Source organism: Streptomyces sp. NPDC053542, from assembly GCF_044544685.1.
Lineage (GTDB): Bacteria > Actinomycetota > Actinomycetes > Streptomycetales > Streptomycetaceae > Streptomyces.
Window position 1 is genome coordinate 46,336 of sequence record NZ_JBITXL010000015.1, and the last position, 25,644, is coordinate 71,979.

22 protein-coding genes and 1 tRNA gene are annotated in these 25,644 nt (G+C 71.7%); 12 read left to right on the top strand and 11 right to left on the bottom strand.

Features of this window, described 5'->3' with window-relative positions; translation table 11 throughout:
* Nucleotides 1-15 precede the first annotated feature (15 nt).
* From ACIGXO_RS32810 to ACIGXO_RS32830, 5 genes are read left to right on the top strand one after another with little or no spacing between them, the layout of a single operon-like run.
* Nucleotides 16-483 (top strand): Lrp/AsnC family transcriptional regulator, encoded by a 468-nt coding sequence (locus ACIGXO_RS32810; protein ID WP_031063268.1) that lies wholly within the window; start codon nucleotides 16-18, stop codon nucleotides 481-483.
* Nucleotides 484-498: 15 nt separating this feature from the next.
* Nucleotides 499-1,146: an ABC transporter permease gene (locus tag ACIGXO_RS32815; RefSeq protein ID WP_399794184.1), complete on the top strand. Its 648-nt coding sequence runs from the start codon at nucleotides 499-501 to the stop codon at nucleotides 1,144-1,146.
* Nucleotides 1,139-2,383 carry an ABC transporter ATP-binding protein gene (locus tag ACIGXO_RS32820; RefSeq protein WP_399794186.1) on the top strand — a complete coding sequence of 415 codons (1,245 nt, stop codon included), beginning with the start codon at nucleotides 1,139-1,141 and terminating at the stop codon, nucleotides 2,381-2,383. The genes ACIGXO_RS32815 and ACIGXO_RS32820 overlap by 8 nt, the downstream gene beginning before the upstream one ends.
* Nucleotides 2,380-3,255 carry an ABC transporter permease gene (locus tag ACIGXO_RS32825; protein WP_399794188.1) on the top strand — a complete coding sequence of 292 codons (876 nt, stop codon included), beginning with the start codon at nucleotides 2,380-2,382 and terminating at the stop codon, nucleotides 3,253-3,255. Before ACIGXO_RS32820 ends, ACIGXO_RS32825 begins: the two co-directional genes overlap by 4 nt.
* Nucleotides 3,255-4,250 carry a glycine betaine ABC transporter substrate-binding protein gene (locus tag ACIGXO_RS32830; protein ID WP_399794190.1) on the top strand — a complete coding sequence of 332 codons (996 nt, stop codon included), beginning with the start codon at nucleotides 3,255-3,257 and terminating at the stop codon, nucleotides 4,248-4,250. Before ACIGXO_RS32825 ends, ACIGXO_RS32830 begins: the two co-directional genes overlap by 1 nt.
* 30 nt (nucleotides 4,251-4,280) lie before the next feature.
* Here ACIGXO_RS32830 and ACIGXO_RS32835 read toward each other — a convergent pair whose 3' ends face one another.
* The 4 genes from ACIGXO_RS32835 to ACIGXO_RS32850 all read right to left on the bottom strand — a co-directional run bounded on the left by ACIGXO_RS32835 (nucleotide 4,281) and on the right by ACIGXO_RS32850 (nucleotide 9,444).
* On the bottom strand, nucleotides 4,281-5,060 hold the full coding sequence (locus ACIGXO_RS32835) for a PDZ domain-containing protein (RefSeq protein ID WP_399794192.1): 780 nt from the start codon (nucleotides 5,058-5,060) through the stop codon (nucleotides 4,281-4,283).
* Between the two features lie 23 nt (nucleotides 5,061-5,083).
* Nucleotides 5,084-5,725, bottom strand: a complete 642-nt coding sequence (locus ACIGXO_RS32840) for an IclR family transcriptional regulator (RefSeq protein ID WP_399794195.1) — start codon at nucleotides 5,723-5,725, stop codon at nucleotides 5,084-5,086.
* Nucleotides 5,726-6,031: 306 nt separating this feature from the next.
* Nucleotides 6,032-7,807, bottom strand: a complete 1,776-nt coding sequence (locus tag ACIGXO_RS32845; RefSeq protein WP_399794197.1) for a DEAD/DEAH box helicase — start codon at nucleotides 7,805-7,807, stop codon at nucleotides 6,032-6,034.
* A 125-nt stretch (nucleotides 7,808-7,932) separates the two neighbouring features.
* A complete protein-coding gene (locus ACIGXO_RS32850; RefSeq protein WP_399794199.1) occupies nucleotides 7,933-9,444 on the bottom strand; it encodes an MFS transporter in 1,512 nt (503 codons plus the stop codon).
* 117 nt (nucleotides 9,445-9,561) lie between these two features.
* Here ACIGXO_RS32850 and ACIGXO_RS32855 point away from each other — a divergent pair, with 117 nt between their 5' ends.
* The 4 genes from ACIGXO_RS32855 (at nucleotide 9,562) to ACIGXO_RS32870 (ending at nucleotide 12,042) form a co-directional block, all read left to right on the top strand.
* Entirely contained in the window at nucleotides 9,562-10,446 is an 885-nt protein-coding gene (locus tag ACIGXO_RS32855; protein ID WP_399794201.1) for an alpha/beta fold hydrolase, read from the top strand.
* 151 nt (nucleotides 10,447-10,597) lie between these two features.
* Nucleotides 10,598-10,672: transfer RNA gene (locus ACIGXO_RS32860), tRNA-Cys, on the top strand.
* A 55-nt stretch (nucleotides 10,673-10,727) separates the two neighbouring features.
* Nucleotides 10,728-11,540 carry a DUF4365 domain-containing protein gene (locus ACIGXO_RS32865; RefSeq protein WP_399794203.1) on the top strand — a complete coding sequence of 271 codons (813 nt, stop codon included), beginning with the start codon at nucleotides 10,728-10,730 and terminating at the stop codon, nucleotides 11,538-11,540.
* A gap of 31 nt (nucleotides 11,541-11,571) precedes the next feature.
* Nucleotides 11,572-12,042 carry an NUDIX domain-containing protein gene (locus ACIGXO_RS32870; RefSeq protein ID WP_399794205.1) on the top strand — a complete coding sequence of 157 codons (471 nt, stop codon included), beginning with the start codon at nucleotides 11,572-11,574 and terminating at the stop codon, nucleotides 12,040-12,042.
* Between the two features lie 299 nt (nucleotides 12,043-12,341).
* On the opposite strand, the gene ACIGXO_RS32875 is transcribed toward ACIGXO_RS32870, so the two are convergent.
* The 3 genes from ACIGXO_RS32875 to ACIGXO_RS32885 all read right to left on the bottom strand — a co-directional run bounded on the left by ACIGXO_RS32875 (nucleotide 12,342) and on the right by ACIGXO_RS32885 (nucleotide 18,899).
* Entirely contained in the window at nucleotides 12,342-14,675 is a 2,334-nt protein-coding gene (locus tag ACIGXO_RS32875; RefSeq protein WP_399794207.1) for a xanthine dehydrogenase family protein molybdopterin-binding subunit, read from the bottom strand.
* Complete coding sequence (locus tag ACIGXO_RS32880) at nucleotides 14,672-17,917, bottom strand: 2Fe-2S iron-sulfur cluster-binding protein (RefSeq protein ID WP_399794209.1); 3,246 nt, start codon at nucleotides 17,915-17,917, stop codon at nucleotides 14,672-14,674. The genes ACIGXO_RS32875 and ACIGXO_RS32880 overlap by 4 nt, the downstream gene beginning before the upstream one ends.
* Before the next feature lie 85 nt (nucleotides 17,918-18,002).
* The gene (locus tag ACIGXO_RS32885; RefSeq protein ID WP_399794211.1) at nucleotides 18,003-18,899 is read right to left on the bottom strand and encodes an FAD binding domain-containing protein; all 897 of its coding nucleotides are present in this window, start codon (nucleotides 18,897-18,899) and stop codon (nucleotides 18,003-18,005) included.
* Nucleotides 18,900-19,586: 687 nt separating this feature from the next.
* Between ACIGXO_RS32885 and ACIGXO_RS32890 the strand changes: the two genes are divergently transcribed.
* Nucleotides 19,587-20,021: an SSI family serine proteinase inhibitor gene (locus ACIGXO_RS32890; protein ID WP_399794213.1), complete on the top strand. Its 435-nt coding sequence runs from the start codon at nucleotides 19,587-19,589 to the stop codon at nucleotides 20,019-20,021.
* Between the two features lie 88 nt (nucleotides 20,022-20,109).
* Here ACIGXO_RS32890 and ACIGXO_RS32895 read toward each other — a convergent pair whose 3' ends face one another.
* Nucleotides 20,110-20,412, bottom strand: a complete 303-nt coding sequence (locus ACIGXO_RS32895) for a DUF3039 domain-containing protein (protein ID WP_030250340.1) — start codon at nucleotides 20,410-20,412, stop codon at nucleotides 20,110-20,112.
* Between the two features lie 75 nt (nucleotides 20,413-20,487).
* On the bottom strand, nucleotides 20,488-21,111 hold the full coding sequence (locus ACIGXO_RS32900) for a YqgE/AlgH family protein (protein WP_399794216.1): 624 nt from the start codon (nucleotides 21,109-21,111) through the stop codon (nucleotides 20,488-20,490).
* Between the two features lie 261 nt (nucleotides 21,112-21,372).
* Here ACIGXO_RS32900 and murA point away from each other — a divergent pair, with 261 nt between their 5' ends.
* Nucleotides 21,373-22,710: a UDP-N-acetylglucosamine 1-carboxyvinyltransferase gene (murA, locus tag ACIGXO_RS32905; protein WP_031063319.1), complete on the top strand. Its 1,338-nt coding sequence runs from the start codon at nucleotides 21,373-21,375 to the stop codon at nucleotides 22,708-22,710.
* 243 nt (nucleotides 22,711-22,953) lie between these two features.
* Here murA and ACIGXO_RS32910 read toward each other — a convergent pair whose 3' ends face one another.
* Both ACIGXO_RS32910 and ACIGXO_RS32915 read right to left on the bottom strand, forming a co-directional pair.
* On the bottom strand, nucleotides 22,954-23,235 hold the full coding sequence (locus ACIGXO_RS32910; RefSeq protein ID WP_003954777.1) for an HU family DNA-binding protein: 282 nt from the start codon (nucleotides 23,233-23,235) through the stop codon (nucleotides 22,954-22,956).
* 338 nt (nucleotides 23,236-23,573) lie between these two features.
* The gene (locus ACIGXO_RS32915) at nucleotides 23,574-25,007 is read right to left on the bottom strand and encodes an NAD-dependent malic enzyme (RefSeq protein ID WP_399794218.1); all 1,434 of its coding nucleotides are present in this window, start codon (nucleotides 25,005-25,007) and stop codon (nucleotides 23,574-23,576) included.
* Between the two features lie 270 nt (nucleotides 25,008-25,277).
* On the opposite strand from ACIGXO_RS32915, the gene ACIGXO_RS32920 reads away from it, so the two are divergent.
* Nucleotides 25,278-25,484, top strand: a complete 207-nt coding sequence (locus ACIGXO_RS32920) for a cold-shock protein (protein WP_399794220.1) — start codon at nucleotides 25,278-25,280, stop codon at nucleotides 25,482-25,484.
* Nucleotides 25,485-25,644: the final 160 nt, after the last annotated feature.

Consider the following 25,644-nt stretch of genomic DNA (forward strand, 5'->3'; position numbering starts at 1 on the left):
ACCGGAAGGGGCCCTATGGCGATCGATCATCTGGACGGCCGGCTGATCCAGCTGCTCGCGGAGGAGCCGCGGATCGGCGTACTGGAAGCGTCCCGCCGGCTCGGTGTCGCGCGCGGCACGGTGCAGGCGCGGCTGGACCGCCTTCAGTCGAATGGAGTGATCCGGGGATTCGGTCCCGATGTGGATCCGGCGGCGCTGGGCTATCCGGTGACCGCTTTTGCCACCTTGGAGATCAAGCAGGGCCAAGGGGCGGACGTTCGTAATCATTTGGCAACCGTCCCTGAGGTCCTTGAGCTGCATACAACGACTGGACATGGGGACATGCTCTGCAGATTGGTTGCACGTTCCAACGCCGATCTGCAACGTGTCATCGACCGGGTTGTCGGCTTTGATGGCATCATGCGGGCCTCGACCGCGATTGTCATGGAAAATCCGGTTCGGCTGCGCATCATCCCCCTGGTGCAACAGGCGTCGGGGGACTGACCGAGGAGACGCCGAGTGAGCTTCTGGGAGTACGTCACCGGCCGGCACACCCAGCTGCTGATCGACACGTATCAGCACGCCAGCGCGGTGTTCCAGTGCATGGTCCTCGCCACCCTCATCGGGGTGCTCATCGGCGTCCTCACCTACCGCAGCGAATGGGTGGGCAACCTCGCCACCACCGCGACCGCGACGATCCTGACCATCCCCTCGCTGGCCATGATCGGCCTGCTCATTCCCATCGTCGGCCTGGGCGTCGCGCCCACGGTCGTCGCCCTCACCCTGTACGGACTGCTGCCGATCGTCCGGAACGCCGTCGTCGGCCTGCGCGGGGTGGACCCCACGCTGGTCGACGCGGCGAAGGGCATCGGCATGTCCCGGGCCGCCCGGCTGTTCAAGGTCGAACTGCCGCTCGCCTGGCCGCCCATCCTGACCGGCATCCGGGTCGCCACCCAGATGCTGATGGGCATCGCCGCGATCGCCGCGTTCGCCTCGGGCCCCGGCCTCGGCAACGAGATCTTCCGCGGCATCGCCTCCCTGGGCAGCGCCAACGCGCTGAACCAGGTCCTCGCGGGGACCCTCGGCATCGTGATCCTCGCGCTCCTCTTCGACGCCGCCTACGTCCTCATCGGACGCCTGACCATCCCGAGGGGGATCCGTGCCTGAGCAGACCACAACGGGCGCCGCCATCCAGCTGGAAGACCTCACCAAGCGTTACCCGGGCAGTGCGGTCCCCGCGGTGGACGACGTCACCATGGACATCAAGGCCGGCGAGATCGTGATCCTCGTCGGGCCCTCCGGATGCGGCAAGTCCACCACCCTGAAGATGATCAACCGGCTGATCGAGCCCACCTCGGGCCGCATCAGGATCGGCGACGAGGACGTCACCGACATGGACCCGGTCAAGCTGCGCCGCAAGGTCGGCTACGCGATCCAGTCCTCCGGCCTCTTCCCGCACATGACGGTCGCCCAGAACATCGCGCTGGTGCCGAAGATGGTCGGCTGGTCCCGGGCGAAGATCAAGAACCGGGTCGAGGAGATGCTGGACCTGGTCGGCCTGGACCCCCGCGAGTTCCACGGCCGCTATCCGCGCCAGCTCTCCGGCGGCCAGCAGCAGCGCGTCGGCGTGGCCCGCGCGCTCGCCGCCGACCCGCCCGTACTCCTGATGGATGAGCCGTTCGGCGCGGTCGACCCGATCACCCGCGACCACCTCCAGGACGAGCTGATCCGGCTCCAGCACGAGCTGCACAAGACGATCGTCTTCGTCACCCACGACTTCGACGAGGCCATCAAGCTCGGCGACCGGATCGCCGTACTGCGCGAGCGCTCGCACATCGCCCAGTTCGACACCCCCGAAGCCATCCTCACCAACCCCACCGACGACTTCGTGTCCGGCTTCGTGGGCGCGGGCGCGGCCCTGAAGCGGCTGAACCTCACCCGCGTCCGCGACGTGGAGATCGTCGACTTCCCCACCGCGACCATCGAGGACCCGCTGCAGTCCATCTTCGACAAGCTGCGCGACGGCGCCAGCAACGAACTGCTGCTGCTGGACCGGCACAACCGGCCGTACAAGTGGCTGCGCCGCGGCGACCTCACGCTGGCCAAGGGCTCGCTCGCCCGGGCCGGCACGCTGGTGCACGACACGGTCACCAGGGACGCCACACTGCGGGACGCGCTGGAGGCGGTACTCACCGACAACGCGGGCCGGGTCGCGGTCACCGGGCGGCGCGGCGAGTACACCGGCGTCGTCGACATGGAAACGCTGATGAACAACGTGCACGAGCTGCTGGACGCGGACCGGCTGGACGCCATCGAACACCGGCACGAGCTGGAGGAACAGCGCGCCCACCAGACCCACCGCGAGCAGGAGGGCACCGACAGCGCCCACGGGGCCTCGGCATGAGCCCGCGCGAGGAGCGGACCCCGCGGGACACCCGTCCGCCGGGCGAGCACGAGGTCATGGGGCTGGCCTTCCGGGACGAGGTGCGCGGCGGCGAGCGCGAGGAGGAGCCGCCGGCGCCGCCCCCGCGGCAGCCGAACCGCATCACCTGGCAGAAGGCCACCTTCCTGCCGTTCGTCCTGCTCGCCGCGCTGCTCGCCACCTGGCTGTGGTTCCGCGGGGCGCACCTGGACTCCATCGCCCACCAGGCCGTCGACGACGGCAAGGTGTGGCTGGCGCTGCGCCAGCACATCTGGCTGACCGCGGTCTCCACCTTCTTCGTACTGATCATCGCGATCCCGCTGGGCATCGCGCTGACCCGGGCGAAGCTGCGCAAGGCGACCCCGGCGGCGATGGCGGTCGCCAACCTCGGCCAGGCCATTCCGGCCCTGGGTCTGCTGGTGCTGCTGGTCATCTGGCTCGGCGTCGGCCCCAGGGCCGCGATCATCGGCATGATCATCTACGCCGTGCTGCCCGTACTCGCCAACACCATCGCCGGGCTCCAGGCCATCGACCCCACCCTCACCGAGGCGGCCCGCGGCGTCGGCATGTCGCCGCTGGGCGTGCTCACCAAGGTCGAACTGCCGCTGGCCGTACCGCTGATCCTGGCCGGCGTGCGCAACGCGCTGGTACTGAACGTGGGCACCGCCACCCTCGCCACGTTCGGCGGCGGCGGTGGCCTGGGCGACCTGATCTCGGCCGGCATCGTCACCCAGCGCATGCCGGTGCTCGTCCTGGGTTCCGTACTGACCATTGCACTGGCCCTGCTGGTCGACTGGCTGGCATCGCTCGTCGAACTGCTGCTGCGGCCGCGCGGCCTGGAGGGGACGACCTGATGGGGAACCGGCGTACGTACCGCAGCACCGCCCTCGCGGCGGCCGGGGCGCTCCTCGCGACGCTCGCGCTGGGCGGCTGCGGCCTGGTCAGCGGCAGCCCGATGACGGACGAGGTCACGCCCGGCAAGCACGCGGGCTATCAGGGGCAGCCGCTCAAGGGCGCGGAGCTGACCGTGACGTCCAAGGAGTTCACCGAGCAGATCGTGCTCGGCCAGATCATGGGGCTGGCCCTGAAGGCGGCCGGTGCCACGGTCGTGGACAAGACCAACATCCAGGGCTCGATCGGCGCGCGCGAGGCGGTCACGTCCGGCACGGCCGACGGCAGCTACGAGTACACGGGCACGAGCTGGATCACCTACCTCGGCAACACCGAGCCCATCCCCGACGAGCGCAAGCAGTGGGAGGCGGTGAAGGCCGCCGACAAGAAGAAGGACCTGGTCTGGCTGCCGTACTCGGAGCTGAACAACACCTACGCGCTGGCGCTCACGCCGGCCGACCAGAAGAAGTACGGCGTCTCGAAACTCTCGGACCTGGCCGGGCTGCTGAAGAAGAACCCGGGCGCGGTCACGCTGTGCGTGGAGAACGAGTTCGCGACCCGTAACGACGGCCTGCCCGGCATGGTCAAGAAGTACGGCCTGAAGATCCCGTCGGCGAACGTCAAGCGGATGTCGGCCGGGGTCATCTACACCCAGGTCAAGAAGGGCGGCACCTGCACCTTCGGCGAGGTGTACACGACCGACGGGCGCATCCAGGCGATGGGCCTGAAGACGCTCGCGGACGACAAGCACTTCTTCCCGAACTACAACGCGGCGCCGCAGATGTACGCGCCGACGATGAAGAAGTACCCGGCCATCGCCGACGTGCTCGCGCCGATCACCAAGGCGCTGAACAACAAGACGGCGCAGCGGCTCAACGGCAAGGTCGACGTGGACGGCGAGGACCCGCACCAGGTCGCCAAGGACTGGCTGGTGCAGGAGGGGTTCATCAAGAGCTGAGCGCCGCGGCGGTACGAGGTGCCCGGCTGCTCAGCAGCTGGGCACCTTGCCGCCGGAGTTCAGCGCCTTCAGCGTGTCCACCGCGCCGGTCAGCGTGGTGACCGGGATCAGCCGCATGTCCTCCGGGAGGTTGGCGCGGGCGTCGGAGCACTCGGCGCGCGGCACGAGGAAGTACTTCGCGCCCTCGCGCTGCGCGGCCTGCGTCTTCAGCGCCACGCCGCCGACCGGGCCGACCTTGCCGTCCGCGGTGATCGTGCCGGTGCCGGCGATGGACCGGCCGCCGGTCAGGTCGTGGCCCGCGCCGTCCCCGTCGATCGTGTCGATGATCCCCAGCGTGAACATCAGGCCGGCGCTCGGGCCGCCCACGTCCGCCAGCTTCAGGTCGACCTGTACGTCCTTCGGGGAGCGGTGCAGGTACCGCAGGGCCGCCTCGACCGCCGCGTCCTGCGACTGCTTCATCTGCGCGGCGTTGTGCTTCGCGACCTCTTCGGTGCTGTCGCCGACCGGGTAGACCGCGTCGCGCGGCATCACGGCCTCGTCGCGGCGGAACCAGCCCTTGAGCACGTCCGGCAGGTGCGCCGAGACCTGGGGGCCGGTGGCGACGATGGCCGTCATCCGCAGCTCGCCGCTGGTCTTCCGGGCCTTGGCGCCGTGCACGGTGATGACCGGCTCGCCCTTGTGCTTGCCGAGTACGTTCGCGGCCGGCCCCGGGTAGGCGACCGAGAACGGCAGCGGTACGAAGGCGGCGACGGCGAGGAGCGCGATGACGAGGGCGGAGCAGACCGCCAGGGCGCGGGCGCGAGAAGACACCCCGCCACCCTAGATGACCACCCTCACCGCAGCGCCTCCGCCACCTCCTTGGCCGCCTCGACGACGCGGGCGCCGACCCGCTCCGGTACCACGTCGGCGAGGAGTACCACGCCGACGCTGCCCTCGATGCCGCTCACCCCGAGCAGCGGCGCTGCGGCACCGCTCGCGCCGGCCTCCAGCTCGCCGTGGGTCAGCACGAGCCCCTCGCCTTCCGGGCAGCCCTGCCGGGCGGCCAGGACGGCCCGGCCCGCGGCCCCGCGGTCCAGCGGGTGCCGGAACCCGGCGCGGTACGCCACGTGGTAGTCCGTCCAGGTCGGTTCGACGACGGCGACGGCCAGCGCTTCCGTACCGTCGACGAGCGTGAGGTGGGCCGTGGCACCGAGGTCCTCGGCCAGCGAGCGCAGCGCCGGCAGCGCGGCCTCGCGGACCAGGGGGTGCACCTGGCGGCCCAGGCGCAGTACGCCGAGGCCCACCCTGGCCCGGCCGCCGATGTCGCGGCGGACCAGCGCGTGCTGTTCCAGGGTGGCCAGCAGCCGGTAGACCACTGTCCTGTTGACGCCGAGCTTGTTGGAGAGCTCGGTGACGGTCAGGCCGTGATCGGTATCGGCGAGCAGCTTGAGGACACGCAGTCCTCGGTCGAGCGTCTGGGAGGTCTCCGCGGTCACGACGCCCCCTCCTCGGGTGAGTGGCGGCTCTAGGGGGAGGTCGCGCTGCCGGTCCCACGGCAGCGCTGACGAGGCCGCCGGTTCGGCACCGGCTGCGCTCCGCGGCGGCGCTGCCACGGGGCGTGTTCGTGACGGGGACAGTAGCGATCCAGTCCGGTCAGCGGAAGAGTCCGTCCAGAATCCGGTCTCAGCTGACCGCTCTATCCGCATTGGTCCCGGCGTGACGGCACTCGATGCCACCTCTACGCCACAGGAAAGAGGGCGCTCCCCGCCTCGGGACCGCCCTTTCCGCTGCTCCTCGGATGCTCACCGCATCCGCGTGGCCCACTCCTGGACCTTCTTGATCCGCTCCCGGATCTGCCCGGCGGTGGCCTCCGCGCTCGGCGGCCCGCCGCACACCCGGCGCAGCTCGTTGTGGATCACTCCATGCGGCTTGCCGCTCTGGTGCACATACGCGCTGACCAGCGTGTTCAGCTGCTTCCGCAGCTCCAGCAGCTCCTTGTGGGTGACCACGGGGCGCCGCTCGGCCGGCAGCTCCAGCAGGTCCGCCTCCTCGGCGGGCCGCTTCTTGCTGTGCGCGATCTGCCGGGCCTGCCGCTTCTGGAGCAGCATCTGCACCTGGTCCGGCTCCAGCAGCCCGGGGATGCCGAGGTAGTCCTGCTCCTCCTCACTGCCCGCGTGCGCCTGCATGCCGAACTCGGCGCTGTTGTAGAGCACCCGGTCGAAGACCGCGTCGGACTCCAGCGCCTCGAAGGAGAACTGCTCCTGCTCGCCGGTGTCCTCGTCCTGCTCCTTGTTCGCCTCGTCCATCTCCTTCTCGGACTCGGCGTACGGGTCTTCCTCGCCGTCCTTCTTCGGCTTGTCGAGCACGTGGTCGCGCTCGACCTCCATCTCGTTGGCGAAGCCGAGCAGCATGGGGACGGTCGGCAGGAAGACCGAGGCCGTCTCGCCGCGCCGCCGCGACCGTACGAAACGGCCCACGGCCTGCGCGAAGAACAGCGGCGTGGAGATCGTCGTGGCGTACACGCCGACCGCGAGGCGCGGCACGTCGACGCCCTCCGACACCATCCGGACCGCGACCATCCACCGGTCGTCGGAGTGCGAGAAGTCGTCGATGCGCTTCGAGGCGCCAGTGTCGTCGGAGAGGACGAGCGTCGCCTTGTGCCCCGTTATCTCGCGGATCAGCTTCGCGTACGCGCGCGCCTGCTCCTGATCGGACGCGATCACCAGCGCGCCCGCGTCCGGAATGGACTTCCGTACCTCCGTCAGCCGCTGGTCGGCGGCGCGCAGCACGTTCGGCATCCACTCGCCGCGCGGGTCCAGCGCGGTCCGCCACGCCTGCGAGACGGCGTCCTTGGTCATCGGCTCGCCCAGCCGCGCCGCGATCTCGTCACCGGCCTTCGTCCGCCAGCGCATATTGCCGCTGTAGGACATGAAGATGACGGGGCGGACGACGCCGTCGGCCAGCGCGTTGCCGTAGCCGTACGTGTAATCCGCCGAGCTGCGCCGGATGCCGTCGTTCCCCTCCTCGTACGTCACGAAGGGGATCGGGTTGGTGTCCGACCGGAAGGGCGTACCGGTCAGCGCGAGGCGCCGGGTCGCCGGCTCGAACGCCTCCTGGCACGCCTCGCCCCAGGACCGGGAATCACCGGCGTGGTGGATCTCGTCGAGGATCACCAGGGTCTTGCGCTGCTCGACGCGGTTGCGGTGCAGCATCGGCCGGACACCGACGCCCGCGTACGTCACGGCCACGCCGTGGTACTCGCGGCTCAGCGGCCCGGCGCTGTACTCCGGGTCCAGCTTGATGCCCAGCCGGGCGGCCGCCTCCGCCCACTGCTTCTTCAGGTGCTCGGTGGGCGCCACCACGGTCACCTGCTGCACGACGTGGTGGTGCAGCAGCCAGGAGGCGAGGGTGAGCGCGAAGGTGGTCTTGCCCGCGCCGGGGGTCGCGACCGCGAGGAAGTCCCGCGGCTGGGTCTCGATGTACTTGTCCATCGCACCCTGCTGCCAGGCGCGCAGCTTGTTCGCGGTACCCCAGGGGGCCCGTCCCGGGAACGCCGGGGACAGGTGCTGGTTGTTCATGGCGCTGGTGGTAGTACTCACGGTCTCCGTCGGCTGGCTCGGCGATCGGCAACCGCGTCAGCGTACCCGTGCCGTCTCCTCCGCCGCGGAATTCGGGCCGGGCGGCGGAGCGGGTGCGACTCAGCTCACACCGCCGGCTCCGGTGCCCGCCGGTCGGTCGGTACGGGTCTCAGCCGGGTCGCCACGTATGCGCCCACCAGCGCGACCAGGGACATCGCGGCGAAGACGGCGGCGAAGGCGGCCGGGTGCCCGGCCGGATGCGCGGCGGCGGACGCACCGGCGTGCGCGCCGGGTTGAGTTGTGGCGACCGCGCCGCCGCCGAAGGCGAGGAAGAGGATGCCGCTGATGCCGACGAAGGTGATGTTGCCCAGCGCGTCGGACACCTGGAGCGAGGCGGAGTTCCGCCCCGCGTCCTCGGGGCGCGACAGCTTGAGCAGCAGCACGCTGCCGCTGGAGATCGTCAGCCCCATCCCGAACCCGGCGATGATCCAGGCACCCGCCACGACAACGGCGGGAACCGTCTCGACGAGCGCCAGCGGAACGAGCGCGACGGCCAGCGCCATCAGCAGCATCCCGAGACACATCAGCCGCTCACGGTAGGGCTCCAGCCGCGGGCGGCTCTGTACGTACGAGCCGAGCGCCCAGGTCAGCCCGCCGCCGGTGAGCGAGAGCCCGGCCAGCGTCGGGCTCAGCCCCCGCTGGGTCACCAGCATCAGCGGTACGAAGCTCTCCGCGGCGAGCAGCGCGCCGGCCGCGAGCCCGCGGATGAGGACGACGGAGGGCAGCCCGCGTGCGGCCCGGAACGTGCCCTTGGGGAGCAGCCGCAGGACGGACGGTACGAGGAGGGCCAGCCCGGCGGCCGCGGGCAGCAGCGCGAGCGGGCGCAGGTCCTGCCCGGCGTACTGCAGCAGTCCTGCCCCGGCGGCGACGGCGAGCGCGAGGAGGATGCGGCGGCGGTCCAGCGGCGCGGCCCCCTCGCCCTCCTCCGTCCGGGGCAGCTTCCGCAGCGCCGGAAGCATGACGGCGAGCGGCAGCAGCACCAGCACCGGTATGGACAGAAACACCCAGCGCCAGCCCAGCTGCTCGGTGACCGTCCCCGACACGACCGGCCCGACGATCACCGGCAGCACCCAGGCCGCCGAGAACGACGCGAGCACGGCCGGCCGCAGCCGCTCCGGATACGCCCGGCTCACGACCACGTACAGCGCGACGATCACCAGCCCGCCGCCCAGCCCCTGCACGGCGCGCCCCGCGACGAACGTCCACATCGTCGGCGCGGCCCCCGCCAGCACCAGTCCCCCGCCGAAGGTGAAGATCCCGCTGAACAGCGGCGCGAGCGGCCCGCTCCGGTCGCACCACGCGCCCGACAGCGCCATCGAGAACAGGCTCGCCGTGAAGTACGCGGAGAAGGCGAACGCGTACAGCTCGATCCCGTCCAGCGCCCGCGCGGCCACCGGCATCGCCGTGTTCACCGCGCTCGCCTCGAACGCGATCAGCGAGACGACGGAGATGATGCCGAGGGTGAGGGCCCGGTAGGCACGGCCCAGCACGCCGCTCCCGACGGGCGCGGCGTGCGACGGCACATCTGGTGCGGCGAGGTCACTGCAGTCACTGTCACGAGGCTCGGCGGTGGTCATCCCGCCACAGTAAGGGCCGCCGGCTTCCTACGCCCCTGTCATTCGCCCGAATTCCGCCTCCGCCGCTGGACCTACGACATGCCGGTACGAGCCGCCCGATCCGGGCACACATCCCCCATGCCCCACTACCGCTCGTACGACGGCATCGACCTGCACTACCGCGTCCTCGGCCCGGAGGAGCCCGAGTCCGGCCTGCCGCCCCTGATCTGCCTGGCCGGCGGCCCGGCGCGGGACGCCGCATACCTCGGCGACCTGGGCGGCCTCGACGCCACCCGCCAACTGATCATCCCGGACAGCCGCGGCACCGGCGACTCCCCGCCCGCCGAGGACCCCGCCGCGTACGCCTTCCCCCGCCTCGCCGAGGACCTGGAGGCCCTCCGCGCCCACCTCGGCCTGGAACGCTTCGCCCTCCTCGCGCACAGCGCCTCCGCGGCCACCGCACAGGCGTACGCGGCCGCCCACCCCCACCGCCTCACCCGCCTCGTCCTCGTCTGCCCCGGCTCCCGCCTCCAGGGCGAACTCCCCGACGACGCCCGCGAGATCTTCGAGTCCCGCGCCCACGAGGACTGGTGGCCGGACGCCTCCGTCGCCGTCCAGCGCCTCGCGGAGACCGGCGACATGGACGAGGTACGCGGCCTCCTCCTCCGCGCCGCCCCGCTCGCCTACGCCCACTGGGACGAGCCCCAGCGCGCCCACGCCGCCACCGAGGGCGCCCAGCTCAACCCCGTCCCCCGCGCCGGCTTCTGGCAGGCCGTCGACGACCGGGCCCGCGAAACCCTGCTGACCGCCCTCCGCGACGTCACCTGCCCCGTGCTGGTGGTGACCGGCGACCGCGACGCCCACTCCGGCATGCGCGCCGGCGAACTGGTCGCCGCCTCCTTCCCCCACGCCCACCTCCGCCCCCTCCACCTGGTCGGCCACTACCCCTGGGTCGACGACCCGCCCCGCTTCACCGCCCTGATCGACGGCTTCCTCCGCACCGGCGAACCCCCCACCACATGAACGGCAACATGAACGCGGTGTTTCCTCGCATTGCCTCGCATTGCTTCACATTGCCCCGCGTTACGCCGCATGACGGCTGCATGGCACCCCACCCCAAACCCTTGCCCCGCCCCCACACCCCCGCCCTACAGTCAAGACATCGCTCCACCTTGGCCGTGTGCCCGAGTGGCTCAGGGGCTCGCCTGCAAAGCGAGTTACGCGGGTTCAATTCCCGCCACGGCCTCCACTGTCAGTGCTCCGCCATAGTCTGGCCTCCTGCCGAAAGTCCTAGGGGGGGACAGATGCCGCAGGTGCCTGAGAGCCGACGCGTAGGACGGGTAGCCGTCAGCAAGTTGCGCTTGTTGCTGGAGGATCACGGCCACATCGTCCAAGAGATCGACGGCGCAAACGACCACGGCGAGGACTTGCACATCACCTTCGTCCAGGACGGGCAACGGACCAACGACTCGATTGCCGTGCAGGTGAAGGGTGGGACTTCGCACCGCACCCGCCGGGGCCACCGGGTCATGGTCGGTGACCATGCGGACAACTGGAGAAACAGCACCGTCCCGGTCCTGTGTGTGGTCCACGATCCGGAGCCCGATTCCCTGTTCTGGGCCAATGCCACCCGTCAGCTCCGCCGGGCCATGGCACAGCGCAAACCCCTAAAGTCCATCGTCATCAGCCGGGATTCCGTATTGAATGCCGCGACGGTGGACGGGTTCGTCAAGCAGGCACGCCGTTACGTCGCCCTGGAACGCGAAGGTCTCGGCAGGTGGGCTGACATGGCGGGAGTCGAGTTCGGCGAGAGAGACATCGTCAAGCCTTTCGAGAACGAGGCATTCGAGCCCATGGTCTTCTGGCAGCGCAGAGGCGAGCCGTTCGCCACCCTCTTGCATCATGACCTGGACTGGGAACCAGAGAAGATCACTCCTGACATGCTCGGCTTTGGTGTGGCTCCGGACCACTTGCCGCCTGAGATACGACCGACGGCGACCCGCCTCCTGCAAAACGTCCCCACGATTGGGAACGTGATCCTCGACATGGCGGAAGCCATGTGGCTGGCTGCGTGTTTCGACTCGACTGCGTGGTATCGCCGGTCCGAGACCGTCTGACCCCACTGCCCGACAGGTCAGGTGATGCCGCATGGCCCGTATCGAGTACTACGACGATTCCGATGCTCCGGAGCCGAACAGTCTGGTGGTGGCCGCCTCGGCCGTGGTGACCGATGACGCGGGGCGGATTCTGCTGCAGAGGCGGGCCGACAGTGGGTTGTGGGCTCTGCCCGGGGGTGGGATGGAGATGGGGGATTCGCTGCCCGGTACGGCCGTGCGGGAGGTGAAGGAGGAGACCGGGCTGGATGTGGAGATCACGGGGCTGGTCGGGACGTATACCGATCCGCGGCATGTGATCGCGTACAGCGATGGGGAGGTGCGGCGGCAGTTTGCCGTGGTGTTCATGGCGCGGGTGGTGGGTGGGGAGCTCGCGATGTCGGATGAGTCGACCGAGCTGCGCTGGGTGGGCCGGGAGGAGATCGCGGGGCTGGCCATGCACCATACGCAGCGGCTTCGGGTGAGCCACTATCTGGAGCAGCGGAGGGCACCGTATCTGGGGTGAGCACGGGCGCTCGGACATGATCGGCGGCGGGACGCGGTACCCACCCGTTGGACGTTCTGTTGACCAGCGGGAAGGACTGCGTGATGGGTGAGACGTATGGGCCTGGGGGGTCCAGTAGTGAGGCTGTTGAGGGGGTTGATGAGGAGGAGTTGGAGAGGCCGGTGAAGGACCGGCGGGAGGTGGAGGTCGCTCAGGAGGCTATTGGGGAGGATCCCCGGCATCCCCACCAGGCGCCGGACCAGCCGGGCGGGGAGGACGACGCGGAGGGCCCGTAGGCGCTCCGCGTCGGGCCTCGGCGGTCAGGTCAGGGGGGTGAGGGCCGCTGCCTGGGGGCGGATGGGGAGGCGGCCTATGGGGCGGCCGGTGGCGGCGCGGACGGCGGAGGCAACGGCGGCCGGGGCGGCGACCACGGGGGCCGCGGAGACCGGCTTGGCGCCGAAGGGGGCGACCACGTCGCGTTCCTCGACGAGTTTGACGATGCGGATGTCGGGGGCGTCGAGGGAGGTCGGGAGCGGGTAGCCGGTCAGGTCGGGGTGGCGGACGAGGCCGCGGGTGGTGCGGAGGTTCTCCATCAGCGCCGCGCCCAGGCCCTGGGTGACGCCCGCCTCGATGCGGGCGCGGAGCTGGGCGGGGTTGAGGACCCGGCCGACGTCCTGGGCGACGGACATCTCCACGACGCGGATGGTGCCGAGCTCGATGTCGACGTCCGCGACGCAGCGGATCGCGCAGAAGGCGAGGCCGACGAAGGCGTCGCCCTGGCCGGACTCGTCCAGCGGTTCGGTGGGGTGCGGGCGGCACTGGGCGGTGGCCCACAGCTCCTTGCCGTTCAGCGCCTCGGCGACGGTGGTGCTCAGTACGCCGTCGTACGAGGTGATCTTGCCGTCGGTGATCTGGAGCAGCTCGGTGGACATGCCGAACTTGTGGGCCAGGGGCTGGAGGAGTTGGGTGCGGACCATTTTCGCCGCGCGCTCGACCGCTCCGCCGGAGACCCACGTGTGGCGGCTGTGGCAGGCCGGGCCGGCCGGGGGCTGGTCGGTGTCGACCGCGGCAACGTGTACTTCTTCGACGCCCAGGGTCTCCTGGACGATCTGGCGGGCGAGCGTGGAGAAGCCCGAACTGGTCTCCACCGCCGCGCAGATGACGGTCGCCACCGAGCCGTTGACCTTGACCGTGGCCGTGGAGACCTCGTCCGCGCCCTCCGCGCCGAGCATGTGGACCATGCCGACGCCGTACCCGACGCCACGCCGCACCGCGGACGGATCGCCCGCGCCCTCCGGACCGCCCGGCAGCAGCCACTCCTCCTGCGGCGCGTCCTTCGGCAGGTCGGGCAGGGGCGCTTCCTGTACGGCACGCAGGAGTTCGGCGACCGGGGCCGGGCAGGTGACGGTCTGGGACGTGGGGAGGATGTCGCCGGTGGCCATGGCGTTGCGCAGCCGGATCTCGGCGGGCTCCATGCCCAGCTTGGCCGCCAGCTTGTCCATCTGGCCCTCGTACGCGGCGCACACCTGCATCGCGCCCTCGCCGCGCAGGTGCCCGGCGGGCGGGTTGTTCGTACGGACCGCCCAGCCCTCCACGAAGGCGTGCGGCACGACGTACGGGCCGCACGCGAAGGAGACGGCGGCGGCCAGCGCGTCGGCCGAGGTGTCGGCGTACGCGCCCGCGTCCATCAGGATCTGCGCCTCGACCTTGACGAGCTTGCCTTCGCCGTCGGCGTGGTGGCGGTAACGGAGGATGGTCGGGTGCCGGTGGGCGTGCGAGAGGAAGGACTCCTCGCGGGTGGCGGCGAGCTTGACCGGGCAGCCCGTACGCAACGCCAGGAGCCCGAGCGGGAGTTGGATGCCCGGGTCCTCGCGGTCCGCGGTCGCGCCGGGCACGCCCGTCACCACGACCTTGACCTTGTCCTGCGGCAGCCCGAAGCAGGCGGCGGCGAGGTCGCGGTCGGTGTGCGGGTCGGTGGCGGCGGTGTAGATCTCCACGCCGCCGTCCGGGCGGGGCACGGCCAGGCCCGCCTCGGCGCCGATCGGCGCCGGGTCCTGACGCCCGATCCGGTACAGCCCCTCGACGACCACATCGCCGGTCGCCTCCGGGTCGCCGAAGCGCAGCGGGATGTGCCGTACGAGGTTGCCGTCCGGGTGCAACGGCTCGGCCTCGAAGGCGAGTTGGGGGTCGGTGACCGGCTCCAGCACCTCGTACTCGACGGCGATGGCGGCGGCCGCGAGCCGGGCCGTGTCGGGGTGGTCGGCGGCGATCGCGGCGATCGGCTCGCCGTGGTGGCGCACCTCGTCCTTGGCGAAGACCGGCCGGTCGGGGGTGCCGCGCCCGTGCCCGGCGTCCCCGGGGACGTCCTCGTGCGTGACGACGGCTCGCACACCGGGCATCTCGGCGGCCTGCTTGGTGTCGATCGACAGGATGCGGGCGCGGGGGTGCGGGGACCGCAGGATCGCGGCCCACAGCAGGCCCTCGGCCCACAGGTCGGCCGCGTACGGGAAGGTGCCCTGGGTCTTGGCGGGGGCGTCGGCGGACGGCAGCGAGACGCCCAGGCCGTGCGGCAGCGGCTCGGCCTCGGCGGCCGGGGCGCTGCCGGGCGCGGGGCTGACGGTGACGGAGCCGGCGCCCTCGTGCGTGCCGGTCATGCGCGGCCTCCCGATTGCGGGTCGGCCCCCGGACCCTGGGTGTTCGGGTGGTGGGGGTGTTCGGGCTGGTGGGGCGAGTGCGGGTCAGGGTGCGGCTCGGCGTGCGGGTCGGGCTGCGCGCCGAGGCCCGGGTCCCCCAGGTCCTCGATCAGCGCGTTCCGGCCGTACGAGTCGTGCTCACGCTCGGCGGCGAGGGCGTCGCGGCCGTAGGAGTCGTGGTGACCGGCGAGCGCGTCCTGACCGTACGAGTCGTGGTGACCGGCGAGCGCGTCCTGACCGTAGGAGTCGTGCTGCCCGGCGAGCGCGTCGCGGCCGTAGGAGTCATGACCGTAGGCGTCGTGACCGGCGTACGGATCGCCGTTGTAGGCCGGGTCGCCGTTGTAAGCCGGGTCGCCGTTGTAGGCCGGGTCGGCGTACTGGTCGGGGGCGGGGCTGTACGGGTCCGGGGCGGCGCCGTAGGGGTCCGGGGCGCCGCCGTACGGATCGGCGGTGTACTCGCCCTGGGCGGCGTACTGGTCGGCGTCGGGACCGGCGTACTGGTCCGGAGTGGCGTACTGGTCGGGGGCGGGGGTGCCGCCTTCGGGGTACGTGCCTTCGGGGTACGTGCCTTCCGAGTACGTGCCCTCGGAGTAGCCACCGTCCGAGTACGGGCTCGCGGGGTCCGTCCGGCCGTAGGGCTGCTCGGCGGCGTGCGGTTCCCCCGCGTACGCTGCCGGGTCGGCCGGGCCTGCCTGGTGCGGGATGCGGGCGGCCGGCTCGTGCTCGTCCTGTACCTGGTCCGGAGCCTGGTCCTGGCTCTGGCCCTGGTCGTACGGCCGGTCGTGTTCCTGGTCGCGGTCGTCGGCGGCGGCCTGGACCGCCTCCGCACGGGAACGGGCGACCTCCTGCACGGCATCCAGGACGCCGCGGTACCCGGAGCAGCGGCAGAGGTTGCCGCACAGGGCCTGGCGGGCCTGCAGCTCGGTGGGGGCGTGGTTGCCCTCCAGGAGGTCGTGCATGGTCATGGCCATGCCCGGTACGCAGAAGCCGCACTGCACCGCGCCGGAGGCGGCGAGCGCGCGCTGCACATCGGAGGGCGCGCCGTCCTTGGCCAGGCCCTCGACCGTACGGACCTCGCTGCCTGCCGTGGTCGCGCCGGGCACCAGGCAGGACGCCACGAGGCGGCCGTCGACCTGTACGGAGCACGCCCCGCACTCGCCCTGGGAGCAGCCGTCCTTGGCCCCCGCGAGGCCGAGCCGCTCGCGCAGCACGTAGAGCAGGGACTCGCCGATCCAGGCGTCCGTGACCGGGCGGTCGACGCCGTTCACGGTGAGGACGTACGAAGTACGGGGGTGCTCCAGGTCGGCGTGCGGAGCGGCGTCAATGGGGGCAGCGGGGGCGGGGGCAGCGGCGGGCGCCTCCGCGGATGCCTCCGGCCCTTCGGGCTGCTCGGGTTTCTCGGATTCCTCGGACTTCTTGGGCTCCTCGAACTCCGCGGACTCGTCGGACTTCTCGGGAGCTTCGGAGACGGCGGACGCGGAGGACTCGGACGCGACGGACTCGGGCGCGGCGGACCCGGGCGCGGCGGACTCGGGCGCGGCGGGCGCCTCTTCCGGCTCCTCGGGGGCGGGGGCCTCCGGGCCCGTCGCTTCGGGAGCTGCGGGCACGTCGGCGTCGGCCTCGGCCTCGGCGTCAGCGTCGCTGTCTTCGCGGGTGGCCGCGTCGGTGGCCGCGTCGGTGGCCGCGCTCTCGGCGGCGGAACCGGCGTCCTCCGCCGGGGAGTTGGGCTCTGCGGGCGCTGCGGGCTCCGCGGGCTCCGCGAGCTCCGCCGGCGCCTCGGCCTCGGCCTGGACCTCGGCCTCGGCAGCGGGTGCCGCCTCCTCCGGGGCACTCGCCTCGGCAACCTGCGGCTCCTCGGCAAGCATCGGCGCCGGCGTCGGCTCCGGCGCGGCCTCGGGCACAGACTCGGCCACCGGCTCGGCGGCCCGCGCGTGCTCCTCCTCCGCCTGTGCGGATTCCGCCTGTGCGGACTCCGCCTCTGCGGACTCCGGGAGCGGCTTCGGGGTGGGCCGGGTGCCGGAGACGAGGGCGTCGGCCAGCGCGATGCCGTCCGCGATGCCGCCGCCACCCGGCGTGCTGAACAGGCTCTGGTACGACGGGGGTTGGCTGCTCTGGCCGGGGCTCGGCCACTGCTCGCCCTGGACCGGGGGCACGCCGTGGCCCGTGAAACCGGGGTGCGGGGCGTGCAGGTCGCCGGGCAGCGGCCACTGCACGCCGGTACCGGGCGCACCCGGCGCGTCGCTCACCCCGGGCGCGCCCGACGGCGCCATGCCCTGCGCGGCGGGATGCGGCCCCACGTGGTACGGCCCGACGTGCTGCGGAAGCATCTCCCCCGCGGAGAAGTCCCAGTGGCCGGTCGCGTCCGGCCCCTCGGCCGAAGGCTGCTGCGGCTGCTGCGGCTGCTGGGCCTGCTGCGAGTCCTGTGCCTGATGCGGCTGGTGGGCCTGGTGCGGCTGCTGGGCCTGCTCGGCTTCGTACACCGGGTAACCGCCGTGCGGGCCCTGGCGGTCGTCGCCGACCAGATACTCGCCGGACTCCTCCAGCACCTCGTCACCGGCGGTGGGGATCGTCCACCGGCCCGCGCCGCCCGCGCCCGCGACCGGCCACTCCACGGTGTCCGGCCCGTCGCTGTCCTTGTCCGCGGCGCCGCCGTGCCCCGTGGCACCGCCATGGCCCGCGGCGCCACCGTGCTCGGCGGAGCCGTACGGCATCGCCGCCGGCGCGTCCGCCGCCGGGTCCACGAACGGCATGGTCCACTGGCCGGTCGCCGCGGGGTCCATGCTCGCGCCGGCCGTCGGCGCCGCGTCGTACGGCGAGGCCCCCGCACCCGCGCCCGCACCCGCGATGCCCGACGTGTCCGGCGGGATGTAGCCGTGGCCGGGAGCCGCGAGCGGATCGGCACCGGCCTCGCCCTCCGGGCCCACGCCCGCGCCGTACGCGTCACCGGCGCCGCCGGCCGGCGCACCCTGGCCGCCCGCCGCGCCCTGCGCACCGTGCGTCCCGTAGATGGCCGCGCCGTACGCGCCGGAGGCGTAGCCGCCCGCGCCGTAAACGCCCGACCCGTACGCCCCGTTCAGCCCGTAAGCCTCCAGGTCGTCGGGCAGCTGGACGAAGGCCGTGGCCTCCTGGTCGTACTCGCCCTGCGGCAGCGGCTCCCAGCCCTGTCCGTGCTGGGGCTGACGCGGGGTGTCCCCGTCACTCATGCGCCGGCCTCGCTTCGCTCGGCTCGCTCGGCGGCCGCGCATGCCACGCGCGGGCGCCTCTTGTCGGTTCGCTCGCTGCGCTCACTCACGAGAGCGCCCTCCCAAGTGCTCGGCGCGCCAGTGCTGCCACCGTACGGCGCAGGTGCAGGGCGGCAGGGGGCAGGGTGGCCGCCTCCGTACCGTCCTCCGGAGGCGTGGGGTCCGGGATGCAGGCGGCGGCCACGTAGTCGCCGAAGGCGGTCAGCGCTTCGGGGGCCAGGCCGCGGTCGTTGTCCCAGTCGATGAGCGAGGCCACCCACTGCTCGGCGTCCAGCGGTCGCAGCGGCATCATCGCGACCGCGCCGACCGCGCAGCGCACGCCCCGGCGCGCGGGATCGAGCACCAGCGCGACGGATGCGGCCGCGCGCCCCGGCCCGGTCCGCCCGGTGGCCTTGAGGAACGTCTGCGGCGCGTGCAGCAGCGGCACGCGGACGAAGCCGACGATCTCGCCGGGGCGCAGCATCTCCATGCCCGCGAGCAGGTGGCTGACCGGGACCTCGCGGCGGGCGCCGCCCGGACCCGCGATGATCACGGTGGCTTCGAGGGCGGCCAGTACCGGCAGGGTGTCGCCGGTCGGCGCGGCCGTGACGATGTTGCCGCCGAGCGTCCCGGCATTGCGGATCTGCGGCGGTCCGGCGGCACGGGCCGCCGCGGCGAGGCCCGGGATCAGGGCCGCGAAGTCGGGGCGCCCCATGCGGGCGAGGGTGAGGCCGGCGCCGAGCAGCGCGTGGCCGTCCTGGTACTGCCAGCCGCGGATCTCGCTGATGCGGTTGAGGCCGACCAGCGCCGCCGGGCGCAGCAGCCCGGCGTTGACGGCGGCCATCAGATCGGTGCCACCGGCCACAGGCACGGCGGCGGGCATGGCGGCCAGCGCCGCCACGGCCTCGTCGAGCGAGGCCGGCAACGTCACGGAATGCGACGCCTGCGGTGCGTGCGTGGTCAACCCAGCTGCCCCTTCCCCGGTGTCCCGGCTGTGCTGTTCCGCCTCGCCGTACGGTACGTGCTCACGGCCCGGACGTGGCAACTCTGGCACATCTTCGCAGGCCCGCGACGCGAGGGTCCATGAAGGCAGGTTCCGTCACCGACCTGCGGGTTGGCGCTGGTTGGTCCTGGCACGTCCCGGACCTCCGAAGAGAGCGTATTGCCACCTTTCTCAAGCACTGTGCGTTACCGCACGTACCGCACGTGCCGTGCGCTTGACGCCACTTGACGTCTTATGACTGTCCGCAGGCAGGTTCTGTGCGGGTGTTCGACATTCCGGACCGGCATACCGGGCCGGCGTACCGGATCGGCGCACCGGATCGGCATGCGCGCGCCACGGCGTGGGTACACGGTGCCAGGGTCCCGGCCGTACCGCGCCCGCCTTTCGGGGGGCTCACACGTTTGGGGGCGGTCCGTCGATCGGGCGTCCGAGGCGCCGCCGCCGGGCAGCCGCGGGGCGCCGTGCGCCGACCTCCCGTAACTCCTCGCCGCACAGGCACGGTTACCCGCAGCAGCGGCGGGCCGCCGGAGCCGGCCGCCCGACACGCCACCTGCGGCCCACAATCAGCCGCGGGACACCACGACAGAGCTATCCATAAGGCGAGATGTCCGTCTCACCCAACTTTCAGCCCATCGTAAGGAATCCGCCATGCGCAAGAGACGCGTCCGCGCCGTCCTGCTCTCCGTCGCCGCCCTCGGCCTGCTGCCCCTGTCGGCAGCCGCGGCGCCGGCCGCCGCCGCGCCCCAGCGGGCGCCGGTCGGCGAGGCCAGCATCGTCATCCACCAGGGCACGAGCACCGGCGGCAGGGTGCTCGCCGCCGCGTACCTCCGCTGCTACCCCACCGGTGGCACCCATCCGCGCCCCTACTCGGCCTGCCGGGCCCTGACGCGTGCGGACGGCGACTTCCGGGCACTGGAGCCGGTCCGCCGACCCTGCACGATGGTCTACCGGCCGGTGACCGTCGTCGCGAAGAGCAGCTGGCGGGGCAGCGCCTCGTTCGTCGTGCGCGGCTACCCCAACCTGTGCGTGGCCGCCGCCGACAGCGGCGGGGTCTTCGACCTCAGCCGGCGCACGTACGGCTGACGCGACCTCGCGGAATGCGGAACGCCCGGCCCCTCCCCCCTGGGGAGCGGGCCGGGCGTCACCGTACGTACGGAGGACCGGGCCGGGGCTACTTCTTGCCGCCGCCCTTGCCGTCCTTGCCGCCCTTGTCCTTGTCGCCACCGGCGCCCATGGACTCGTAGATCTCCTTGCACATGGGGCAGACCGGGTACTTCTTCGGGTCGCGGCCCGGGACCCAGACCTTGCCGCAGAGCGCGACGACGGGCGTGCCGTCCAGCGCGCTCGCCATGATCTTGTCCTTCTGGACGTAATGGGCGAAGCGCTCGTGGTCACCGTCGCCGTTCGACACCTGCGGCGTCGGCTCCACGAGGGTGCCTGTACCTGCCCCGCGCTCGGGCTCAAGAGTGCTCATAACTGCCAAGGGTACTCACGCGCGCGCCGAACCGGGTGCCGCGGCCCGCCCGAACCCCCGCCGACGCCCGCGGCCTCAGTTCAGCGAAGGATCATCCGGATACGTCGCCACCATCGCGAGTTCGTTGCGCTGGCGGCGGAGGACGGCGCGCCAGAGGTGTTCGGGGGACGGGGAGGAGACGTCGCCGGGCTCGGATTCGACGACGTACCAGGCGCCTTCGACCAGCTCCTCCTCCAGCTGGCCCGGGCCCCAGCCCGCGTACCCGGCGAAGATCCGCAGCGAGCCGAGCTCGGCGGAGAGCAGCTCGGGCGGGGCCTCCAGGTCGACCAGGCCGATCGCGCCGTGGACGCGGCGCCAGCCCAGCGGGCCGTCGCCGTCCGTGTCGGCTCCGTCGGCGCCGACGTCCGCGGCCGGCGTGCCGGCGTGCTCGCCCGCCTCGCCCGGGACCACCGCCACGCCGAGCGCGGAGTCCAGCGAGACCGGCCCGCCCTGGAAGACCACGCCCGGCTCGCCGGCCAGCTCGGCCCAGGGCTGCAGGATGTCCGCCACGCCGACGGGCGTGGGGCGGTTCAGTACGACGCCGAGCGAGCCCTCCTCGTCGTGGTCGAGGAGCAGCACCACGGCCCGGTCGAAGTTCGGGTCGGCGAGCGCCGGGGTCGCGACGAGCAGCCGGCCGGTGAGCGAGGACACCTCGGTCATGGCGACATGATCCCGCACTTCGGGCCGGCGCGGGGCGCCAATGGCCGCACCGGTATGCACGTACTCCGGCCGGAGGGGACGCAGTACGACCCACCCGGCATCCGGGCCGTCTTGCACATCACGGTGCGTTCCGCCCGATAAACCGTACGTGTTGTGACAAAGCTATTACACGCGCCAGGGCCGCTCGACCCTACGGACTACCCCTGCACCGCCCTTACCATTTCAGCTTGGTCCCTGTCCGTCTCCAGGAACGCGAGATCCATGACCGACGACGTTTTGCTTGTCCACGGCGGCACACCGCTGGAGGGCGAGATCAAGGTCCGCGGCGCGAAGAACCTCGTGCCCAAGGCCATGGTCGCCGCGCTGCTCGGCAGTGAGCCGAGCCGGCTGCGCAATGTGCCCGACATCCGCGACGTGCGCGTCGTGCGCGGCCTGCTGCAGCTGCACGGCGTGACCGTACGCCCGGGCGATGAGTCCGGGGAACTGATCCTCGACCCGTCGCACGTGGAGAGCGCCAACGTCGCGGACATCGACGCGCACGCGGGGTCCTCCCGGATCCCGATCCTCTTCTGCGGCCCGCTGCTGCACCGCCTCGGCCACGCCTTCATCCCGGGCCTGGGCGGCTGCGACATCGGCGGCCGGCCGGTCGACTTCCACTTCGACGTGCTGCGCCAGTTCGGCGCGGTCATCGAGAAGCGGGCCGACGGCCAGTACCTGGAGGCCCCGCAGCGGCTGCGCGGCACCAAGATCCGGCTGCCGTACCCGTCCGTCGGCTCGACCGAGCAGGTGCTGCTGACCGCCGTACTGGCGGAGGGCGTCACCGAGCTGTCGAACGCCGCCGTGGAGCCCGAGATCGAGGACCTCATCTGCGTGCTGCAGAAGATGGGCGCGATCATCTCCATGGACACCGACCGGACCATCCGGATCACCGGTGTCGACAAGCTCGGCGGCTACAACCACCGCGCGCTCCCGGACCGCCTGGAGGCGGCCTCCTGGGCGTCCGCGGCGCTCGCCACCGAGGGCAGCGTGTACGTACGCGGCGCCTCGCAGCGCGAGATGATGACCTTCCTGAACACCTACCGCCGGGTCGGCGGCGCCTTCGAGGTCGACGACGACGGCATCCGCTTCTGGCACCCGGGCGGCCCGCTGAACGCCATCGCCCTGGAGACCGACGTACACCCCGGTTTCCAGACCGACTGGCAGCAGCCCCTGGTGGTCGCGCTGACCCAGGCGTCCGGCCTGTCGATCGTCCACGAGACGGTCTACGAGTCGCGCCTCGGCTTCACCTCCGCGCTGAACCAGATGGGCGCGCACATCCAGCTGTACCGCGAGTGCCTGGGCGGCTCGGCGTGCCGCTTCGGCCAGCGGAACTTCCTGCACTCGGCGGTCGTCAGCGGCCCCACCCGGCTGCAGGGCGCCGACCTGGTCATCCCCGACCTGCGCGGCGGCTTCTCGTACCTGATCGCGGCGCTGGCGGCACAGGGCACGTCCCGCGTGCACGGCATCGACCTGATCAACCGCGGCTACGAGAACTTCATGGACAAGCTGGTCGAGCTCGGCGCGAAGGTCGAACTGCCGAACGGCGCGCTCAAAAGCTGACCGCGGAACGGCTGAGCGTGCGGGGCCGGTGAACGGCTCCAGTGACGGCTCAAGCGCCTGACGCCGAAGGGCGGGCACCCTGGCCGGGGTGCCCGCCCTTCGGCGTTCTCAGGGCCGTACACGGGCCCTGCCGCGGTATGTACCAGCGGCCCGTACCCATGCGAAAGGCAGCCATCCGGCCGGGATGGCTGCCTCTCCTGGGATGCGGCCCGTGCTCCGTCGTCCCGGGAGCACGGTGCCGGATCACTTGCCCTTGGCGGCTTCCTTGAGCTTGGAGCCCGCGGAGACCTTCACGCTGTAGCCGGCCGGGATCTGGATCGGGTCGCCGGTCTGCGGGTTGCGCGCGGTGCGAGCGGCACGGTGGGTGCGCTCGAAGGTGAGGAAGCCGGGGATGGTGACCTTCTCGTCGCCCTTGGCAACGATCTCACCGACGGTCTCGGCGAGCGCGGCCAGAACGGCGTCGGCGTCCTTGCGGGTCACCTCGGCACGGTCGGCCAGAGCGGCCACCAGCTCACTGCGGTTCATGTATTACTCCCGTGTTCTTCTTGCCAATGGGCGTGCCACGCGGCGGAGCCGCATCAGGCACAGCGAAGCCGATGCTGCCAGGGCCCTCGGACAGTCCCCGGACCCGGGTCTGTGGTTCAGACCCTCGCGCCCGGTAACGCATCCTGCCCCCACCTGCGGCGGTAAAGCCAATCCGGCGCCCTGGAGGGTCACACGAAGAGCGCCATCGCTCCGAAAAGGTGACGCTACGGTGACGCTCCGCACCATGCTCGGGCCCGATCACCGAGTGGCGGCCAGCAATGCGCTGCCCGCCACCCTATGGGGGCCCTGAGGGCCCGGTGTCATGCGACGCGCCGTACTCAGGCCGTCGTGCCGCCCGTCACAGCCGTACCGGCGGCGTGCGCGGCGTCCCGGACGGCTCCGGCGACGGCGCCGGCGACCTTGTCGTTGAAAACGCTGGGGATGATGTAGTTCGCGTTCAGCTCGTCCTCCAGGACGACGTCCGCGAGCGCGCCGGCCGCGGCCAGCATCATCTCCTCGTTGACCGTACGCGACTGCGCGTCCAGCAGGCCGCGGAAGACGCCCGGGAAGACCAGCACGTTGTTGATCTGGTTCGGGAAGTCCGAGCGGCCCGTGGCCACGACGGCGGCGGTCTGCCGGGCCTCCGCCGGGTCGACCTCCGGGTCGGGGTTGGCGAGTGCGAAGACGATCGCGCCGTCGGCCATCCGGGACACGTCGTCGCCGTCCAGGACGTTCGGCGCCGAGACGCCGACGAAGACGTCCGCGCCGACGACGGCCTGCTTGAGGGTGCCGGTGATGCCCTCGGGGTTGGTGTTGTCCGCGATCCAGCGCAGCGGCGAGTCGGGGTCGGCGTCGACCAGGTCCTCGCGGTCCGCGTGCACGACACCGTGGATGTCGGCGACGACGGCGTGCTTGACGCCGGCCGCGAGCAGCAGCTTGAGGATGGCCGTACCGGCGGCGCCCGCGCCGGACATCACGACGCGGACGTCCTCGATGTCCTTGCCGACCACGCGCAGCGCGTTGGTCAGGGCGGCGAGCACGACGATGGCGGTGCCGTGCTGGTCGTCGTGGAAGACCGGGATGTCCAGGGCCTCGCGCAGCCGCGCCTCGATCTCGAAGCAGCGGGGCGCGGAGATGTCCTCCAGGTTGATGCCCGCGAAGCCGGGGGCGATGGCCTTGACGATCTCCACGATCGCGTCGGAGTCCTGGGTGTCCAGGCAGATCGGCCAGGCGTCGATGCCGGCGAAGCGCTTGAAGAGGGCCGCCTTGCCCTCCATGACGGGCAGTGCGGCCTTGGGGCCGATGTTGCCGAGGCCGAGGACGGCGGAGCCGTCGGTGACCACCGCGACGCTGTTGCGCTTGATGGTCAGGCGGCGCGCGTCCTCGGGGTTGTCGGCGATGGCCTGGCAGACGCGGGCGACGCCGGGGGTGTAGACCATCGAGAGGTCGTCACGGTTGCGGATGGGGTGCTTCGACGACATTTCGATCTTGCCGCCGAGGTGCATCAGGAACGTACGGTCGGAGACCTTGCCCAGCGACACGCCCTCGATCTCGCGCAGCTTCTGGACGATCTCGTCCGCGTGCGAGGTGGACGTCGCGGCGATGGTGACGTCGATCCGGAGTTTCTCGTGGCCGGAAGCGGTCACGTCGAGGCCGGTGACCGACCCGCCGGAGGACTCCACGGCCGTGGTGAGCTGGCTGACGGCGGTGCCGCTCGCGGGAACTTCCAGTCGCACCGTCATCGAATACGAAACGCTAGGCGCCGTTGCCATGGCCGACTTCCTCTGCTTTCCCTTGCTTCCCTATGCGCTGTCCCAGGAGCTCGGATGCCCTGCGCATCGTCCGATCGTCCCACCTACCGGCTGGTACACGGTAACCAGCCACAAGTTTCGGAAAGACACTTCCACAATACGAGAGCTGGTCAGCTCGGCGGAACCCCCCACTCCTTTGCCTGAAAAACGGCCTGAATAGGGAGGAAATCTGGCGTACCGCCCTTAGTATCTGGCGCGCAGCACCCCAAGACACACGCAAGGACGGGCAAAATGGCTCAGGGCACCGTGAAGTGGTTCAACTCCGAGAAGGGTTACGGATTCATCGCGCAGGAGGACGGCGGGCCGGACGTCTTCGTCCACTACAGCTCGATCAAGGGGGACGGATTCCGCAATCTGGAGGACACCCAGAAGGTGGAGTTCGAGATCGCCCAGGGGCGCAAGGGCCCGCAAGCAGAAGAGGTCCGCGTCATCGGCTGACCTTCCGGCCGAACCTCTGACACGGACCTCTCCGTGACGCTTTAGGTGGCACCGACCCGCCATGCTCGCCTCGCGGCAAGTGGTCGCTCGCAGCGACTATGGTTGGGCCCGGGGGCTTGGATCGGGCCGGTGCCACATACAGGCTAACAAACCTTCCCTG

What these genes read in the sequence shown, in the direction of transcription:
- ACIGXO_RS32895 (WP_030250340.1), bottom strand. Translation starts at nt 20,412, where the DNA reads ATGAGCACTCTTGAGCCCGAGCGCGGGGCAGGTACAGGCACCCTCGTG.
- ACIGXO_RS32825 (WP_399794188.1), top strand. Translation starts at nt 2,380, where the DNA reads ATGAGCCCGCGCGAGGAGCGGACCCCGCGGGACACCCGTCCGCCGGGC.
- ACIGXO_RS32830 (WP_399794190.1), top strand. Translation starts at nt 3,255, where the DNA reads ATGGGGAACCGGCGTACGTACCGCAGCACCGCCCTCGCGGCGGCCGGG.
- ACIGXO_RS32900 (WP_399794216.1), bottom strand. Translation starts at nt 21,111, where the DNA reads ATGACCGAGGTGTCCTCGCTCACCGGCCGGCTGCTCGTCGCGACCCCG.
- ACIGXO_RS32910 (WP_003954777.1), bottom strand. Translation starts at nt 23,235, where the DNA reads ATGAACCGCAGTGAGCTGGTGGCCGCTCTGGCCGACCGTGCCGAGGTG.
- ACIGXO_RS32855 (WP_399794201.1), top strand. Translation starts at nt 9,562, where the DNA reads ATGCCCCACTACCGCTCGTACGACGGCATCGACCTGCACTACCGCGTC.
- murA (WP_031063319.1), top strand. Translation starts at nt 21,373, where the DNA reads ATGACCGACGACGTTTTGCTTGTCCACGGCGGCACACCGCTGGAGGGC.
- ACIGXO_RS32810 (WP_031063268.1), top strand. Translation starts at nt 16, where the DNA reads ATGGCGATCGATCATCTGGACGGCCGGCTGATCCAGCTGCTCGCGGAG.
- ACIGXO_RS32890 (WP_399794213.1), top strand. Translation starts at nt 19,587, where the DNA reads ATGCGCAAGAGACGCGTCCGCGCCGTCCTGCTCTCCGTCGCCGCCCTC.
- ACIGXO_RS32850 (WP_399794199.1), bottom strand. Translation starts at nt 9,444, where the DNA reads ATGACCACCGCCGAGCCTCGTGACAGTGACTGCAGTGACCTCGCCGCA.
- ACIGXO_RS32865 (WP_399794203.1), top strand. Translation starts at nt 10,728, where the DNA reads ATGCCGCAGGTGCCTGAGAGCCGACGCGTAGGACGGGTAGCCGTCAGC.
- ACIGXO_RS32875 (WP_399794207.1), bottom strand. Translation starts at nt 14,675, where the DNA reads ATGACCGGCACGCACGAGGGCGCCGGCTCCGTCACCGTCAGCCCCGCG.
- ACIGXO_RS32870 (WP_399794205.1), top strand. Translation starts at nt 11,572, where the DNA reads ATGGCCCGTATCGAGTACTACGACGATTCCGATGCTCCGGAGCCGAAC.
- ACIGXO_RS32845 (WP_399794197.1), bottom strand. Translation starts at nt 7,807, where the DNA reads ATGAACAACCAGCACCTGTCCCCGGCGTTCCCGGGACGGGCCCCCTGG.
- ACIGXO_RS32915 (WP_399794218.1), bottom strand. Translation starts at nt 25,007, where the DNA reads ATGGCAACGGCGCCTAGCGTTTCGTATTCGATGACGGTGCGACTGGAA.
- ACIGXO_RS32880 (WP_399794209.1), bottom strand. Translation starts at nt 17,917, where the DNA reads ATGAGTGACGGGGACACCCCGCGTCAGCCCCAGCACGGACAGGGCTGG.
- ACIGXO_RS32920 (WP_399794220.1), top strand. Translation starts at nt 25,278, where the DNA reads ATGGCTCAGGGCACCGTGAAGTGGTTCAACTCCGAGAAGGGTTACGGA.